Origin of the sequence: Delftia tsuruhatensis, from assembly GCF_903815225.1 — a bacterium.
In the GTDB taxonomy this organism is placed as follows: domain Bacteria; phylum Pseudomonadota; class Gammaproteobacteria; order Burkholderiales; family Burkholderiaceae_C; genus Comamonas; species Comamonas tsuruhatensis_A.
On the sequence record NZ_LR813084.1, the window covers coordinates 3,754,522 to 3,768,976 of the forward strand.

Consider the following 14,455-nt stretch of genomic DNA (forward strand, 5'->3'; position numbering starts at 1 on the left):
CAAGGAATGGAGGAACAAAAAATGAGCATGGGCACACCCATGGCCCACTACGCGGCGGCCCGGCGCGTGGGCGACTTCGTCTTCATGAGCGGCGTGGTGGCCGTCGATCCCGCCTCGCGCCGCGCCGTGGCCGGCTACGACGACATTCCCGGGCACGCGCGCAGCGCGCTGCAAACCCTGGGCTATGCCACGGGGCAGATGTCGGTGGACGTGTTCGAGGCCGCCATCGTCGCGCAAAGCTGGTTCGTGCTGGAGCGCATCCGCCAGATCGCCGCCGAGCAGGGCGGCAGCATGCAGGATGTCTTCAAGCTCGTGCAGTACTTTCGCCACCTGCCGCACTACGCGCCCTACAACCGCGTGCGCGGCCTGTTCTACCCCGGCACGCCGCCGGTGAGCACGGTGGTCGAGGTCTCGCGCTTTCTGCCCGGCGACGAGGTGCTGGTCGAAGTGGAGGCCACCATGTACCTGCCACGATGACCGGCGGCGGACCTCTCAGCCCTGCGCGCGCACGAACTCGACGAAGCGCGCCAGCGCGGGCGACAGGGCATCGGCCGGCCAGGCCAGGCTGGTCTCGCAGGTCGGCAGCGCCACGGGCTTGCGGCCCGCGCGGGTGGCGCCGGCGGCATGCACCACCTCGCGATAGACCACGCCGGGCCGGCAAAACTGCATCACGCTGGCCGGCACCCAGGCCAGGCCGATGCCGCCCCAGACCAGGTTGACGATGGTCTGCATCTGTATCGCCTGCTGCGCAATGCGCGGGACCTTGCCGTGCTGGCGGTACAGGTCCATCACCGCATCGTGCAGCGAGGGCATGATGCGGCGCGGAAAGATCACCAGCGGCTGCTCCAGCACTTCGTCGAGCATCAACCGGTCTGTACCGGCGAGCGCGTGCTGGGCGGGCAGCGCCAGCACCATGGGCTCGCGCCCCACGGCCAGGCACTGCAGGCCGGCCGGCGCATGGCCCGGGGCATGCAGCATCAGCCCGGCATCGATCTGGCCGCGCTCGAAGGCCTGCATCTGCACATCGCTGGTGGCCTCGACCAGCTCCAGCGCCACGCCCGGCGTGCCTGCGACAAAATCCCGCACCCACAGCGGCAGCCGCGTGAAGCCGATGGTGGAGACGAAGGCCAGGCGCACGCGCCCCACCTCGCCCGCCGCCGCGGCCCGCGCCAGCCCCGGCAGCGCCGCCGACCGCGCCAGCAGCTCGCGCACCTGCGGCAGCAGCGCCTCGCCGGCCGGCGTCAGCGCGACATGGCGGCTGGAGCGATGGAACAGCGCCACGCCCAGGTTGCGCTCCAGCTGGGCGATGGCCTGCGTCAGCGGGGGCTGCGTCATGTGCAGGCGCGTGGCGGCGCGGCCGAAGTGCAGCTCGTCCGCCACGGCCAGGAACTGCCGCCAGGCACGCAGGTCGATGGAGGGTTCATTCATATGCGCAGCATATCAATCCAGGCGATGAATAGGATTGGATCGGATGGATCAAAGCGCCCATACTCATCGCACCCCACCACGACAGACAAGCGAGAGACACGCCATGACCACCCCACCGCTGCCCATCAACCGCCGAAGCGCCCACATCACCGAGGGCAAGGCGCGCGCCGCCAACCGCTCCATGTTCTACGGCATGGGCTACAAGGAAGAGGACTTCAGCAAGCCCATGGTCGGCGTGGCCAACGGCCACAGCACGATCACGCCCTGCAACTCGGGCCTGCAAAAGCTGGCCGACGCGGCCATCGCCGGCATCGAGGAAGCAGGCGGCAACGCCCAGGTGTTCGGCACGCCCACCATCTCGGACGGCATGTCCATGGGCACGGAGGGCATGAAGTATTCGCTGGTCAGCCGCGAGGTGATCGCCGACTGCATCGAGACCTGCGTGGGCGGCCAGTGGATGGACGGCGTGCTGGTGGTCGGCGGCTGCGACAAGAACATGCCCGGCGGCATGATGGGCATGCTGCGCGCCAACGTGCCGGCCATCTATGTCTACGGCGGCACCATCCTGCCCGGCCGCTGGAAAGGCCAGGACCTGAACATCGTCAGCGTGTTCGAGGCCGTCGGGGAAAACGCCGCAGGCAAGATCAGCGACCAGGAGCTCAAGGACATCGAGCAGCACGCCATCCCCGGCACCGGCTCGTGCGGCGGCATGTACACCGCCAACACCATGTCCAGCGCCTTCGAGGCCCTGGGCATGAGCCTGCCCTATTCCTCCACCATGGCCAATCCCCATGACGAAAAGGAAAACTCGGCCAAGGAATCCGCCAGGGTGCTGATCGAGGCCATCCGGCGGGACCTCAAGCCGCGCGACATCGTGACGCGCAAGTCCATCGAGAACGCGGTCTCGGTGATCATGGCGACCGGTGGCTCCACCAATGCCGTGCTGCACTTTCTCGCCATCGCCCACGCGGCTGGCGTGCCGTGGTCCATCGATGACTTCGAGCGCATCCGCCAGCGCGTGCCGGTGCTGTGCGACCTCAAGCCCAGCGGCAGATACCTGGCCGTGGACCTGCACCAGGCCGGCGGCATTCCCCAGGTCATGAAGCTGCTGCTGAACGCGGGCCTGCTGCATGGCGACTGCATCACCATCACGGGCAAGACCATCGCCGAGACCCTGGCGGACGTGCCGGACGTGCCGCCCCGGCCCGAGGTGATCCGCCCCATCGCCGACGCGCTCTACCCGCAGGGCCACCTGGCCATCCTCAAGGGCAATCTCAGCCCCGAAGGCGCGGTGGCCAAGATCACGGGCCTGAAGAACCCGGTCATCACCGGGCCGGCGCGCGTGTTCGACGATGAGCAATCGGCGCTGGCCGCCATCCTGGCGGGCCGCATCCAGGCGGGCGATGTGATGGTGCTGCGCTACCTGGGTCCCAAGGGCGGCCCCGGCATGCCCGAAATGCTGGCCCCCACGGGCGCCCTGATCGGCGCCGGCCTGGGCGAGAGCGTGGGCCTGATCACCGACGGCCGCTTCTCGGGCGGCACCTGGGGCATGGTGGTCGGCCATGTGGCGCCCGAGGCCGCCGTGGGCGGCACCATCGCGCTGGTGCATGAGGGCGACTCCATCACCATCGACGCGCACGCCCTGCGGTTGCAGCTGAATGTGGCCGAGGATGAACTGGCCCGGCGCCGCGCGGACTGGAAGGCGCCTGCCCCCCGCTACACGCGCGGCGTGCAGGCCAAGTTCGCATTCAATGCCTCCAGCGCCAGCTCGGGCGCAGTGCTGGACAACTTCGCAAGCTGAACCATGAAAAAAGGGCCCGGGCAGAACTGCCCGGACCCTTTTCCCGTCTGGCGCGACGGCGCCAGATCAGTCGGCGCGGTAGTTCGGCGCTTCCTTGGTGATCTGCACGTCATGCACGTGCGATTCGCGGATGCCGGCCGCCGTGATCTCGACGAACTCGGCCTTGTTGTTCATCTCCTCGATGGTGGCACAACCGCAGTAGCCCATGGCCGCACGCACGCCACCGGCCATCTGGTAGACGATGGAGACCATGGAGCCCTTGTAGGGCACGCGGCCTTCGATGCCTTCGGGCACGAGCTTGTCGGCATTGGGGTTGCCGGTGCTCGACTCCTGGAAGTAGCGGTCGGCCGAGCCCTGCTGCATGGCGCCGATGGAGCCCATGCCGCGATAGCTCTTGTACGAACGACCCTGGTACAGGATGACTTCGCCCGGAGCCTCTTCGGTGCCGGCGAACATGCCGCCCATCATGATGGTCGAGGCGCCGGCGGCCAGGGCCTTGGCGATGTCGCCCGAGAAGCGGATGCCGCCGTCGGCGATCAGCGGCACGCCCGTGCCCTGCAGGGCCTGGGCCACGCTGTCGATGGCCATGATCTGGGGCACGCCCACACCGGCGACGATGCGCGTGGTGCAGATGGAGCCGGGGCCGATGCCGACCTTGACGGCGTCGGCGCCTGCCTCGGCCAGTGCCAGCGCAGCGGCGCCGGTGGCGATGTTGCCGCCGATGACATCGACCTGCGGGTAGTTCTGCTTGACCCAGCGCACGCGGTCGATCACGCCCTTGCTGTGGCCGTGGGCCGTGTCCACCACCAGCGCATCGACGCCGGCCTTGACCAGCAGTTCCACGCGATGCTCGGTGCCCTCGCCCACGCCCACGGCGGCTGCCACGCGCAGGCGGCCGGCGCTGTCACGCGCGGCGTTGGGGAAGGTGGTCTGCTTGGTGATGTCCTTGACGGTGATCAGGCCCTTGAGCTCGAAGGCGTCGTTCACGACCAGGATGCGCTCGAGCTTGTGCTTGTTGAGCAGGGCCTTGGCCTCGACGGGCGTGGTGCCGTCCTTCTCGTTGACGGTGATCAGGCGCTCGCGCGGGGTCATGATCTGGCTGACCTTGACGTCGTAGCGGGTCTCGAAGCGCAGGTCGCGGCTGGTGACGATGCCCACCACCTTGCCACCGTCGCAGACGGGGAAGCCCGAGATGCCCAGGTTCTCGGACAGCTGCAGCACCTGCAGCACGGTGTGCTCGGGGGTGATGACCACGGGGTCGTGCACCACGCCGGACTCGTGGCGCTTGACCTTGGCCACTTCGGCGGCCTGCTGCTCGGCCGTCATGTTCTTGTGGATCACGCCGATGCCACCCTCTTGCGCGATGGCGATGGCCAGGCGCGCTTCGGTCACGGTGTCCATGGCGGCGGACACAAGGGGGATGTTCAGGGAGATGTTGCGCGTGAAGCGCGTCTTGAGCGTGGTGTCCTTGGGCAGGACCTGGGAGAAAGCGGGGACCAGCAGGACGTCGTCGAAGGTCAGGGCTTTACCGAGAAGGCGCATGTGAGAGCTCCAAAAGAAGGATTGTACACGCGCTCTGGATCACAATGTATGCTGTAGGCCATTGTTCCCAGCTATCGCTCCCGGCTACCGGCCCGACCAACCACATCATCATGCACGCCATCAAGCTCGTTTTGCTCGCCACGCTGGCCGCCGGAGCGCTGCCCGCGGCCGCCCAGTGGCAATGGGTCGACGCGCAAGGTCGCAAGGTCTTCAGCGACCGTGCGCCTCCGCCCGACATCCCCGCCAAGAACATCCTGCGCCAGCCCGGCGCAAGCGCCTCCGCTGGCGCACCTGCGGCCACGGCGACACCGGCCCCCGCGCAGCCCACTGCGGACGCTTCCGCCGCGGCACAGGCCGTGGCCAAGGACAGCAAGCCCGCCGGCACCGACAAGGCGCTGGAGGAGCAAAAGCGCAAGGCCGAGGCCCAGGAGGCCGCCAAGGCCAAGGCCGACAAGGACCGCCAGGCCCAGCAGCGTCAGGACAACTGCATGCGCGCCAGGCAGGCCAAGGCCACGCTGGCCTCGGGCCGCCTGCTGGCCCACACCAACGATCAGGGCGAGCGCGGCTTCATGGACGAAGCCACGCGCGACGCCGAGCTCAAGCGCGCCGACGCCATCATCGAATCGGACTGCGGCCCGGCACGCTGAAGCCTGCGCCACGCCGCGAAGGGCCGGCCGCTCAGTAGCCGGCCTTGGCCCCCGGACGCTGGCGCTGGAACAGGCCCGTGGCACGCGCGCCCTGGCGCGCGAAGCGCTCACGGCGCGCCACCTTGGGGTCCACGGTCAGCGGGCGGTACAGTTCCACGCGGTCGCCGTCGTGCAACGGCCTGTCCAGCGGCACGCTGCGCCCCCAGATGCCCACGGGCCCGGCCTGCGCAAGGCCCAGCGCCTGCCAGCCACCACCGGCCTGCACGGCATCGGCGACCGTGGCGCCCGCCGGCAATTGCAGGGAATGTTCGGCGACTTGGCCGGCACGCGGGCTGCATGCCAGCGTGATGCGCAGCACGGACAGGGGTTCAGCCATAGACCTGCTCGGCGCGCTTGATGAAGGCATCGACCATGGAGCCCGCGATGCGGTCGAACACCGGCCCGACCACGGCGGCCAGGGCCATGTTGTCGAAACCGTAGTCCAGCTGCAACTCCACGCGGCAGGCGCGCTGCGAACCGTCGCCCACGGGGTGGAACATCCAGTTCCCCTCCAGGCGTGAAAAAGGCCCCTTGACCAGGCGGATGCTGACCTGGCGGCCGCCGTCGTCGAGCACGCTGTGCGTGTTGCGCGTGACGAAGGACTTGCGCATGCCGCCGAATGCAATGCCCACTTCGGCCGTCATGCCCTGCTCGTCCTGCTCCAGCACCCTGGCCTGATCGCACCAGGGAAGGAACTCGGCATAGTGGGCCACGTCCGTCACCAGGGCAAACATTTCTTGGGGGCTGTACCAGATCAGGACGGACTTGTTGACTTTTTTCATGAACGGGGCGGGCTGCACGGCATGCAAAACACCGGCTGGGCGGCAAGGCCGCGGCCGGCTGTCACAATGACGGCAAGGCGAAACTAAAATCCCGCACAGAGGCGAGACGGCAATCCAGTATTGTAGGGAGAGCTTTCATCTCCAGGTTTTCGCCGCATCTATTACTCCATGGCCAAGAAACCTGAAACACAGTCGCGCATCGCCGACAACAAAAAAGCCGCTTTCAACTACTTCTTCGAGGAACGCTTCGAGGCCGGCATCGTGCTGCACGGCTGGGAAGTCAAGGCACTGCGCAGCGGCAAGGTGCAACTGACCGATGGCTACGTCATCATCAAGGACGGCGAACTGTTCCTGTTCGGTTGCCAGATCAACCCGCTCAAGACTGCCTCCACCCACGTCAATCCCGATGCCGCGCGCATCAAGAAGCTGCTGCTCAAGAAGGATGACATCCTGCGCCTGATCGGCAAGGTCGAGCAAAAGGGCTTCACCCTGGTGCCCATCAACCTGCACTGGAAGAACGGCTACGTCAAATGCGACATCGCCCTGGCCAAGGGCAAGGCCGAGCACGACAAGCGCGACGTCATCAAGGACCGCGAAGGCAAGCGCGAGGTCGAGCGCGCCATGAAGAGCTTCAACCGCTGACGGCGCGCGGGGCGCTTTTTTTCAGGGGCCGTGGAATAAACCGGGGCGGCCGCGTGTTCATTGCAGTGTCCGGCCGCAATCCCGCGCGCCGGCAAGCACCGGAGACAGCGATGAAGAAGCTCGGCACCCTCGCCTTCGCGGCGGCCATCACCCTGACACTGGCGGGCTGCTATTCCGCGCCCACGGCAAGCGCCTCGGGCCAGACGCCCCCCAGCGCGGTCAGCGTGCACAACGGCATGCTGGTGGGCGCCAACGGCATGACGCTCTACACCTTCGACAAGGACACGGCCGGCAGCGGCAAGTCCGTGTGCAACGGCCCCTGCGCGACCAATTGGCCTCCCCTGATGGGCAAGCAGGCGCCATCGGGCGGTAACTACAGCGTGGTCCAGCGCGACGATGGCGGCAGCCAGATCGCCTACAAGGGCAAGCCGCTGTACTACTGGGCCAAGGATGCCAAGCCCGGCGACACCACGGGCGACGGCGTGCTGGGCGTCTGGCACACCGCACGACCCTGACGCCGGCTTCCTCCGCAACGGCACCTGTCCATGGACCGCAGCCAGATCCTGGAGCACCTGCCCGGCCTGCGCCGCTACGCGCGGCTGCTGGCGGGCGACGCCTGGGCGGCCGACGACCTGGTGCAGGACACGCTGGAGCGCGCCTGCCGCAAATGGCTGCTGTGGCGCCCCGATGGCGATCTGCGCGCCTGGCTGTTCACGCTCATGCACAACCTCTACCTGAACCAGCGGCGCTCGGCCGCGCGCGGGCAATGGCTGGATCTGGACAGCGTCAGCGAGACGCTGGCGGCGCCCGAGGACGGCAGCGAAGCCGCCCGGGACCTGGAGCGCTGCCTGCAGCGCCTGCCCGCCGAACAGCGGGCCGTGCTGCTGCTGGTCAGCGTGGAGGACATGAGCTACGCCGACACGGCGCGCGTGCTGCAGTTGCCCCTGGGCACGGTGATGTCGCGCCTGTCGCGCGCCCGTACCCGCCTGCGCGAGTTGATGGAGGCACCCGCCACGGCAGCGCCAGCGCCGCCCTCGGCAGCCCAGCCTCCCGCGCTGCGCCGGCTGAAATGACGAGGCTGCCATGACTGCGCCCACCCCCCCCTCTTGCGCCCCCCGTTTCGGATGAACAGCTGCACGCGCTGGCTGATGGCCGGCTGCCGCCGCAGCAAGCCCAGGCCCTGCACGCACAACTGGACGCGGACAGCGCGGCCCGCGTGGAACAGTGGAGGCACCAGCGCCAGCTGCTGCGCGCCCTGCATGCCGCCCAGGACACAACGCCCATGCCCAGGGAAATGCAGGCCGCCGCCCGGCAATTGCAGGCACTCCACCAGCGCCAGCGGCAATGGTGGCGCTGGGGCGGCATGGCCGCGGGCTGGCTGCTGGCCTTCGGCCTGGGCTGGCTGGTGCATGGACAGCAGGCCTCTCCTGCCATGCCCTCCAACGGCGCCACGCTGGCGGCCGCCACGCCTGCCCGCTTCGCCCACCAGGCAGCCGTCGCCCATGCGGTCTACCAGCCCGAGCAGCGCCATCCGGTCGAAGTCGATGCGGCCCAGCAGGCGCATCTGCTGCAGTGGCTGTCCAAGCGCCTGGGCCGGCCACTGAAGCTGCCCGAACTGTCCGGCCTGGGCTACGAGCTGGTCGGCGGCCGCCTGCTGCCCGGCGACAGCGGCGCACGCGCCCAGTTCATGTACCAGGACGCGGCAGGCGAGCGCATCACCCTGTACCTGGGCGCACTGGACGAGCCGGCAGCGCGCGGCGAAACCGCCTTCCGCTTCAGCAGCGACGGCCCCGTGCCCAGCTTCTACTGGGTGGACCAGGGCTTCGGCTATGCCCTCAGCGGTGCACTGCCACGCAACCGGCTGCTACAGCTGGCCACGGTCGTGCACCAGCAGCTTTGAAGCCTGGGGACGCGACTACCAGGGCAGCGGCGCCGCCTCGCCATTGCCATGTTCGCCGTAATACAGCGAGGGCAGGAAGCGCGACAGGTAGGTGAACTCCGTGTAGCAATGGCGCAGCAGGCCCAGTCCCAGCGCATCGGGCAGTTCGGTGGCGGGGTCCGTGCAGGAGCTGCCCAGCAGGAAGCGGCTGCGCAGCACACAGCCGAAGGGTGTATCGCGCGCCAGATGCACCATCTGCCCATCCAGGGGATCGCCCTGGGCGTCGAGCTGCACATGCTCGCCAAAGCCGATGCGTGCATAGACGGCAGCCGAGGCACGCTTTTCGGCAAAGGCCTGTTCCAGTTGCACCGGATCGAACAGCTCGCGCGGGTCGTGGAACTTGAGCCGTGCCGCCACGGGCGGGATGTCGGCCAGGGACTCCACGGCCTCGATGCTGGCGCCTATGTAGCTCTCGCCCTTCTTCCACCGCGCATCCCAGCCGCGGTGCGCGATGTGGTCGTGCGGATGCCACCACTTGATGTGCTGCGTGGTCTCGAAGAACTTGAACCACCAGTCCAGCATGCGGCCACTGCAGCCATGCAGGTCGGTGCGGCAGGCCACCACCAGGCAGCCGCTGGGCAATCGATGGATACCGGTCTCCAGCCGCAGGGGCGTGATGTGCAGCAGCTCATCGATGGCGGAAATATCGGGTTCGAAGGCGTTGTCGTTCATGGGTTTGCCCAGTTCGGGGTGGATGAGGAGAGGCCATCGTACATTAAAGAAACGATCATCGTTTCCAAATTATGGATAATGCATGCCGAGGCAGCACCGCATCCCGCGGTCATGCCGAACCCGAGACCGAATGGAACCCGCAATCACTCCCCCTGCCCGCCCACGCGGCCGGCCGGCCCGGCCCGACCACGAGGCCTGCGATGCCGCCGTGGCGGCGGCCACCTGGCTCTTGCTCCACGAGGGCTATGCCGCCACGACCATGGAGGCCGTGGCCCGGCGCGCGGGGCTGGCCAAGAAGACCCTCTACCGTTTCGCGGCCCATCGCGAGGATCTGGTGGGCCTGGTGGTGCGCAGCTGGACCGACGGCTTCGGCCCGGCCCTGGCCGCCGATGCCCGCTCGGCCGCCGAAGTGGCCCCTGTGCTGGCCGCGATACTGCGGGAGATCGCGCAGCGCGTGCTGAGCGCCGAGGCCGTGGGCCTGTTTCGCCTGCTCACCACCGATTTCCCCGCCAAGCCGGACCTGCTGGAGATCTACCAGCGCAACGGCATAGAACGCGGCCGTGCCATGCTGGCGGACTGGCTGCGCCGCCAGTGCGCCAGGGGAATGCTGCGGGCCGAGGAGCCCGGGCTGGTCTGCGACCTGCTGCTGTCCATGGCCATCGCCGAGCCGCTTCGGCAGATGGCGCTGGGCCTGACTCCTCCCGTGCCCGAGTGGGATCCGGGACCCCGCATCGACAGCGCCGTGCGCCTGCTGGCAGGACAGGCCTGCACCCTGGAGCCGCTCCCCATGGAATGAAAACTGGCCCCCACGCTGCCCTTGCTGCGCAAGGTCCGCTGCCCCCGAGGGGGGATTTTCATCTTGGGGCGGCCCGGCGATGAAAAAAGGCCGCCCGGCATGCACCGGACGGCCTTGTGCGCAAGCGCCCGGAGGCAGCGCCGCGATCAGCGCAGCGCCGCCAGCGGGTGCGAATGCGCGGGCCAGGGGCTGTCGAAGAAGGCGCGCCACTGCGCCTCCTGCACGTCCTCGATGCGCGCCGGGTTCCAGCGCGGGCTGTGGTCCTTGTCCACGGCCAGGGCACGGATGCCTTCGACGGTCTCGCTCTGGCCCGGGCGCAGGTAAAAGCAGTGGCGCACCATGTCGCGCTCCATGCGCAGGTCCTCGGCCAGCGTCATGCCGCGCGCGCGGCGGATCTGCTCCAGCACCACGTGCAGCATCAGCGGCGAGCGCTTGCGCAGCGTGGCCGCCGTGTGCCGGGCCCAGTCGCCGTCGGCGGCCTCCAGGGCCGCAACGATGGCCGGCACCGTGGGCAGCGCGAAAAAGCGGTCGATCTCGGCGCGGGGCTGGGCCGCGACCGCGGCGGGCGCAGTGAACCGGGAACGCACCAGCGCCTCCACGGCCGCCGCGTCGGCAAAGCTGCCGCCGGCCAGCGCATCCCACAGCGCGGCCTGCTCGCCCGAGGGCAGGTAGCCATCGGCCAGGCCGAAGTCCAGCGCGTCGGCAGCGGCTATCACATCGCCCGTCAGCGCCAGCCACTCACCCGTGTGACCGGGGCAGCGCGAGAGGAAGTAGCCGCCACCTACATCGGGGAACAGGCCGATGGCCGTCTCGGGCATGGCCATCTTGGTGCGCTCGGTGACGATGCGCAGCGTGCCGCCCTGGCTGATGCCCATGCCGCCGCCCATGACGATGCCGTCCATGAAGGCGATGTAGGGCTTGCCGAAGCTGTGGATCAGGTGGTTGAGCGCGTACTCCTCGGTGAAGAAGTCCTCCAGCTGCGGATTGCCCGTGCTGCCCGCGCCATGCAGGAATCGGATGTCCCCGCCCGCGCAGAAGGCGCCGAAGGGGCCTTCCTTGCCGTTGCCGCGGATGGCCACGGCCAGCACCTGCTCGTCCTTTTGCCAGGCCAGCAGCGTGGCCAGCAGATCGCGCACCATGCCCAGGGACAGCGCATTCAGCGCCTTGGCCCGGTTCAAGGTGATCATGCCCATGCGGCCCCGTACTTCGCTGAGGACTTCGCCGGCAGCTCCCGTCATATCTTGCTCCTTGTTGCTATGCATGCCTGCCCCGGTATCCCGGGGCGATGAGCCGCAACCATAGCTGAAAAACCACGTCCACCCCTGACAAACAGGTGGCAATTCGCGCAACTGCGCGACAGGGCCTGGCAGGCGAAGGCTCCGTCAGTCCAGCGCGACGCCCGTGCTCCTGACCACAGCAGCCCAGCGCTTGATCTCGCTGCGGATGTAGCTGCCATACTCCTCGGGCGTGGAGCCCAGGCCCTCGGCGCCCTGCAGTTGCAGTTTCTCGACGACGCCCGGGTCCTTGAGCGCACGCATCAGCTCCTGGTTGAGCCGCTGCACGATGGCGGCGGGCGTCTTCGCCGGCACCATCACGCCCTGCCAGGCACCAGCCTCGAAGCCGGACATGCCGCTTTCGGCCAGCGTGGGCGCATCGGGGAAGTTGGGCAGGCGCCTGGCCGAGCTCACGGCCAGCAGCTTGAGCCGCCCCTCCTTGATGAAGGGCGCGACCGAGTTGATGGTGTCGGTCATGAAGTCGATCTGCCCCGCCACCAGGTCCACGTCGGCCGGCGCACTGCCCTTGTAGGGCACATGACTGGCCTCGATCTGGTAATGCTGCACCACCTGGAAGGCCGCCAGGTGCGTGACGTTGCCGTTGCCCGCCGAGCCGTAGGACAGTTGGCCGGACCTCTCCCTGGCATGGCGCACGAACTCCTGCACGGTGTTCACGGGCAGCTTTGGGTTGACCACCAGGCCCAGCGGCACCACGGCCGTCAGCGCCACGGGCATCAGGTCCTTGCCCACGTCGTAGCTCATCTTCTTGTACAGCGACGGACTCAGCGCGATGGACGAGGTGTTGTAGAGCACGGTATAGCCATCGGGGGCTGCCTTGGCCACCAGGGCATTGCCGATGTTGCCGTTGGCACCGGGCCGGTTGTCCACGACCACGGTCTGGCCCAGTTGATGGCCCACCTGCTGGGCCAGCACGCGCGCCACCAGGTCGGTGGGTCCGCCCGGGGGAAAGGGCACGATCAGCGTGATCGGCCTGGCCGGCCAGGGCTGCTGCGCGAGGGCCGCACCGGGCAGCGCCACCCCTGCCACCCCTGCCACACATGCCGCGGCCGCGGCCAGTGCCCTGCGGCGCCCTCTCGCGCCGGATACCTTGTCAGCTGTCCTGTCCATGCTTGTCTCCTGGTGTCGTTATGGGAATCTGTGCCGCAGGGCTGCCGTGCCCCGGCGGCTGGCCGCGCCCGGCCAGCAGGCGCACGGCCGTGTACTCCATGACCTTCTGATGGCCCTGGTTGAAGACCTCGATGCGCGAGGTGACGACGGCGCGGTTGCCCTTGGAGGTGGGCTTGATGGCGGTGACTTCGACCAGGGCCTCGATGCTGTCGCCCACCCGCACGGGTCCCAGGATCCTTTGCTGCAGCTCCAGCATGGCCAGGCCCGTGCCCTGGATCATGCTTTGCAGGATGAAGCCTTCGATCAGCGCATAGGTCATGGCGCCCGGCACGGGGCGGCCCGTGATGGCGCCGCCGTCGTAGCCTTCCTCGATGAAGATGGCCTCCAGCATGCCCGTGGCATTGATGAAGGCGACCAGGTCGGCCTCGGTCACGGTACGGCGGAAGGTGCGCAGCTGCTGGCCGACGCTCAGGTCCTGCCAGAAGAAGCCCTGGCCCATGCGGGGGACGGCGTTCCAGGCCTGGGAAGTGTTCACTGTCATCTCATGTCTCCTGTCGTGTGATCTGCAGGCCGGCGATGCGCTCGGCGCTCCAGCCCGCCTGGGCCAGCAGCACAGCCGTGTGCTCGCCCAGGCGTGGCGGCATGCCCATCGGTGCCTGCCGGCCATCCATGCGCACGGATGAGCGAGGCAGGCGCACGGTGCCCATGGCGGGGTCCTGCAGCGACACGAAGAACTCCGTGGCCTGAAGGTGCGGATCGGCAGGCAGCTCATCCATGCGAGCCACCGGGGCAGCGGGAATCTCCAGGCGTTGGCAGGTATCGAGCCAGTGCTGGGTCCCGTGCAGGGCCACATGCTCGCCCGCGGTCTCCAGCAGTTCGGCGATGTGGGCCGTGCGGCTGGCCTGGCTGGCAAAGCGCGGATCCTGCGCCAGCTGCGGCTGTCCCACGGCGGCGAAGAAGCGCTGCCAGTGCGCGTCGGTGTAGGGCATCATGCAGACATGGCCGTCCAGCGTCCTGTAGGGCTTGCGCCAGGACGCCATCACACGCGGGTAGCCTGCGCCGCTGAGCGACGGGCTGAAATGCATGCCGTAGAAATGCTCGACCAGGTTGAAGCCCACCATGGTCTCGTACATGGGCACTTCCACGAAACAGCCCTGGCCGCGGCGCTCGCGCTGAAACAGCGCCGCCAGCACGGCATGCGCGGCCACCAGACCACAGGTCTTGTCGGCGGCGATGGTGGGCAGGTAGCGGGCCTGGCCTGTCTGGCGCTCCATCAGGTCGGCCAGGCCGCTCATGCCCTGGATCACGTCGTCATAGGCCGGCAGGCCGGCGTAGGGACCGTCCTCGCCGAAGCCGTGCAGGCCCGCATAGACCAGGCGCGGATAGCGGGCCCGCAGCGTATCGGGGTCCAGGCCCAGCGGGGCCAGCTTTTGCGGCCGCATGCTGTGCATGAACACGTCGGCCGTGGCCAGCAGCGCGTGCAGGGCCTGGCGCGATTCCTCCTGCTTGAGGTCCAGCACCACGCTTTTCTTGCTGCGGTTGGTGCCCATGAACATGGCGGCCATGCCGGGCTCGACGGCCGGGCCGGTGTGGCGCGTGGAGTCGCCAGCCGGCGGCTCGATCTTGATGACTTCGGCGCCGTAGTCGGCCAGCACCTGGCTGGCGAGCGGCCCGAACACCACGCTGGACAGATCCAGCACCCGAATCCCGGTCAACGCAGCCTGCACTGTGGTCTCCCATGTTGCGACATGGGCGCCAGTATTTG

At 68.5% G+C, this 14,455-nt stretch carries 17 protein-coding genes; 8 read left to right on the forward strand and 9 right to left on the reverse strand.

All coding sequences use genetic code 11. The annotated features are described in order from the left end of the window. Nucleotides 1-21 precede the first annotated feature (21 nt). Nucleotides 22-477 carry a RidA family protein gene (locus L1Z78_RS17015; RefSeq protein ID WP_234637568.1) on the forward strand — a complete coding sequence of 152 codons (456 nt, stop codon included), beginning with the start codon at nt 22-24 and terminating at the stop codon, nt 475-477. A gap of 15 nt (nt 478-492) precedes the next feature. Here L1Z78_RS17015 and L1Z78_RS17020 read toward each other — a convergent pair whose 3' ends face one another. Continuing rightward, complete coding sequence (locus tag L1Z78_RS17020; RefSeq protein WP_234637569.1) at nt 493-1,428, reverse strand: LysR family transcriptional regulator; 936 nt, start codon at nt 1,426-1,428, stop codon at nt 493-495. 103 nt (nt 1,429-1,531) lie between these two features. Between L1Z78_RS17020 and ilvD the strand changes: the two genes are divergently transcribed. After that, entirely contained in the window at nt 1,532-3,229 is a 1,698-nt protein-coding gene (ilvD, locus tag L1Z78_RS17025; RefSeq protein WP_234637570.1) for a dihydroxy-acid dehydratase, read from the forward strand. A 66-nt stretch (nt 3,230-3,295) separates the two neighbouring features. Here ilvD and guaB read toward each other — a convergent pair whose 3' ends face one another. Further along, complete coding sequence (guaB, locus tag L1Z78_RS17030) at nt 3,296-4,771, reverse strand: IMP dehydrogenase (protein WP_234637571.1); 1,476 nt, start codon at nt 4,769-4,771, stop codon at nt 3,296-3,298. Between the two features lie 110 nt (nt 4,772-4,881). Between guaB and L1Z78_RS17035 the strand changes: the two genes are divergently transcribed. Continuing rightward, on the forward strand, nt 4,882-5,418 hold the full coding sequence (locus tag L1Z78_RS17035; protein WP_234637572.1) for a DUF4124 domain-containing protein: 537 nt from the start codon (nt 4,882-4,884) through the stop codon (nt 5,416-5,418). Nucleotides 5,419-5,449: 31 nt separating this feature from the next. Here L1Z78_RS17035 and L1Z78_RS17040 read toward each other — a convergent pair whose 3' ends face one another. Together L1Z78_RS17040 and L1Z78_RS17045 are read right to left on the reverse strand one after the other, a co-directional pair. Continuing rightward, nucleotides 5,450-5,794, reverse strand: coding sequence for an RnfH family protein (locus L1Z78_RS17040; protein WP_234637573.1), 345 nt, complete (start codon nt 5,792-5,794; stop codon nt 5,450-5,452). Further along, on the reverse strand, nt 5,787-6,239 hold the full coding sequence (locus L1Z78_RS17045) for a type II toxin-antitoxin system RatA family toxin (protein WP_234637574.1): 453 nt from the start codon (nt 6,237-6,239) through the stop codon (nt 5,787-5,789). The genes L1Z78_RS17040 and L1Z78_RS17045 overlap by 8 nt, the downstream gene beginning before the upstream one ends. A gap of 168 nt (nt 6,240-6,407) precedes the next feature. Here L1Z78_RS17045 and smpB point away from each other — a divergent pair, with 168 nt between their 5' ends. The 4 genes from smpB to L1Z78_RS17065 all read left to right on the forward strand — a co-directional run bounded on the left by smpB (nt 6,408) and on the right by L1Z78_RS17065 (nt 8,781). Continuing rightward, nucleotides 6,408-6,881: an SsrA-binding protein SmpB gene (smpB, locus tag L1Z78_RS17050; RefSeq protein WP_234637575.1), complete on the forward strand. Its 474-nt coding sequence runs from the start codon at nt 6,408-6,410 to the stop codon at nt 6,879-6,881. A 110-nt stretch (nt 6,882-6,991) separates the two neighbouring features. Next, nucleotides 6,992-7,396 carry a hypothetical protein gene (locus L1Z78_RS17055; RefSeq protein WP_234637576.1) on the forward strand — a complete coding sequence of 135 codons (405 nt, stop codon included), beginning with the start codon at nt 6,992-6,994 and terminating at the stop codon, nt 7,394-7,396. Between the two features lie 30 nt (nt 7,397-7,426). Continuing rightward, a complete protein-coding gene (locus L1Z78_RS17060) occupies nt 7,427-7,954 on the forward strand; it encodes an RNA polymerase sigma factor (RefSeq protein ID WP_234637577.1) in 528 nt (175 codons plus the stop codon). A 14-nt stretch (nt 7,955-7,968) separates the two neighbouring features. Then, entirely contained in the window at nt 7,969-8,781 is an 813-nt protein-coding gene (locus tag L1Z78_RS17065; RefSeq protein WP_234642198.1) for an anti-sigma factor family protein, read from the forward strand. A gap of 15 nt (nt 8,782-8,796) precedes the next feature. Here the strand turns inward: L1Z78_RS17065 and L1Z78_RS17070 are convergent, their stop codons facing one another. Continuing rightward, nucleotides 8,797-9,492 carry a DAPG hydrolase family protein gene (locus tag L1Z78_RS17070; protein ID WP_234637578.1) on the reverse strand — a complete coding sequence of 232 codons (696 nt, stop codon included), beginning with the start codon at nt 9,490-9,492 and terminating at the stop codon, nt 8,797-8,799. A gap of 130 nt (nt 9,493-9,622) precedes the next feature. Here L1Z78_RS17070 and L1Z78_RS17075 point away from each other — a divergent pair, with 130 nt between their 5' ends. After that, entirely contained in the window at nt 9,623-10,288 is a 666-nt protein-coding gene (locus L1Z78_RS17075; protein ID WP_234637579.1) for a TetR/AcrR family transcriptional regulator, read from the forward strand. Nucleotides 10,289-10,434: 146 nt separating this feature from the next. Here the strand turns inward: L1Z78_RS17075 and L1Z78_RS17080 are convergent, their stop codons facing one another. From L1Z78_RS17080 to L1Z78_RS17095, 4 genes are all read right to left on the reverse strand, one after another. Next, nucleotides 10,435-11,526, reverse strand: coding sequence for an enoyl-CoA hydratase/isomerase family protein (locus L1Z78_RS17080; RefSeq protein WP_234637580.1), 1,092 nt, complete (start codon nt 11,524-11,526; stop codon nt 10,435-10,437). Nucleotides 11,527-11,670: 144 nt separating this feature from the next. Then, nucleotides 11,671-12,690, reverse strand: a complete 1,020-nt coding sequence (locus tag L1Z78_RS17085; RefSeq protein WP_234637581.1) for a Bug family tripartite tricarboxylate transporter substrate binding protein — start codon at nt 12,688-12,690, stop codon at nt 11,671-11,673. Further along, a complete protein-coding gene (locus L1Z78_RS17090) occupies nt 12,674-13,231 on the reverse strand; it encodes a MaoC family dehydratase (protein ID WP_234637582.1) in 558 nt (185 codons plus the stop codon). Before L1Z78_RS17090 ends, L1Z78_RS17085 begins: the two co-directional genes overlap by 17 nt. A 1-nt stretch (nt 13,232) precedes the next feature. Continuing rightward, a complete protein-coding gene (locus L1Z78_RS17095) occupies nt 13,233-14,405 on the reverse strand; it encodes a CaiB/BaiF CoA transferase family protein (protein WP_234637583.1) in 1,173 nt (390 codons plus the stop codon). Nucleotides 14,406-14,455: the final 50 nt, after the last annotated feature.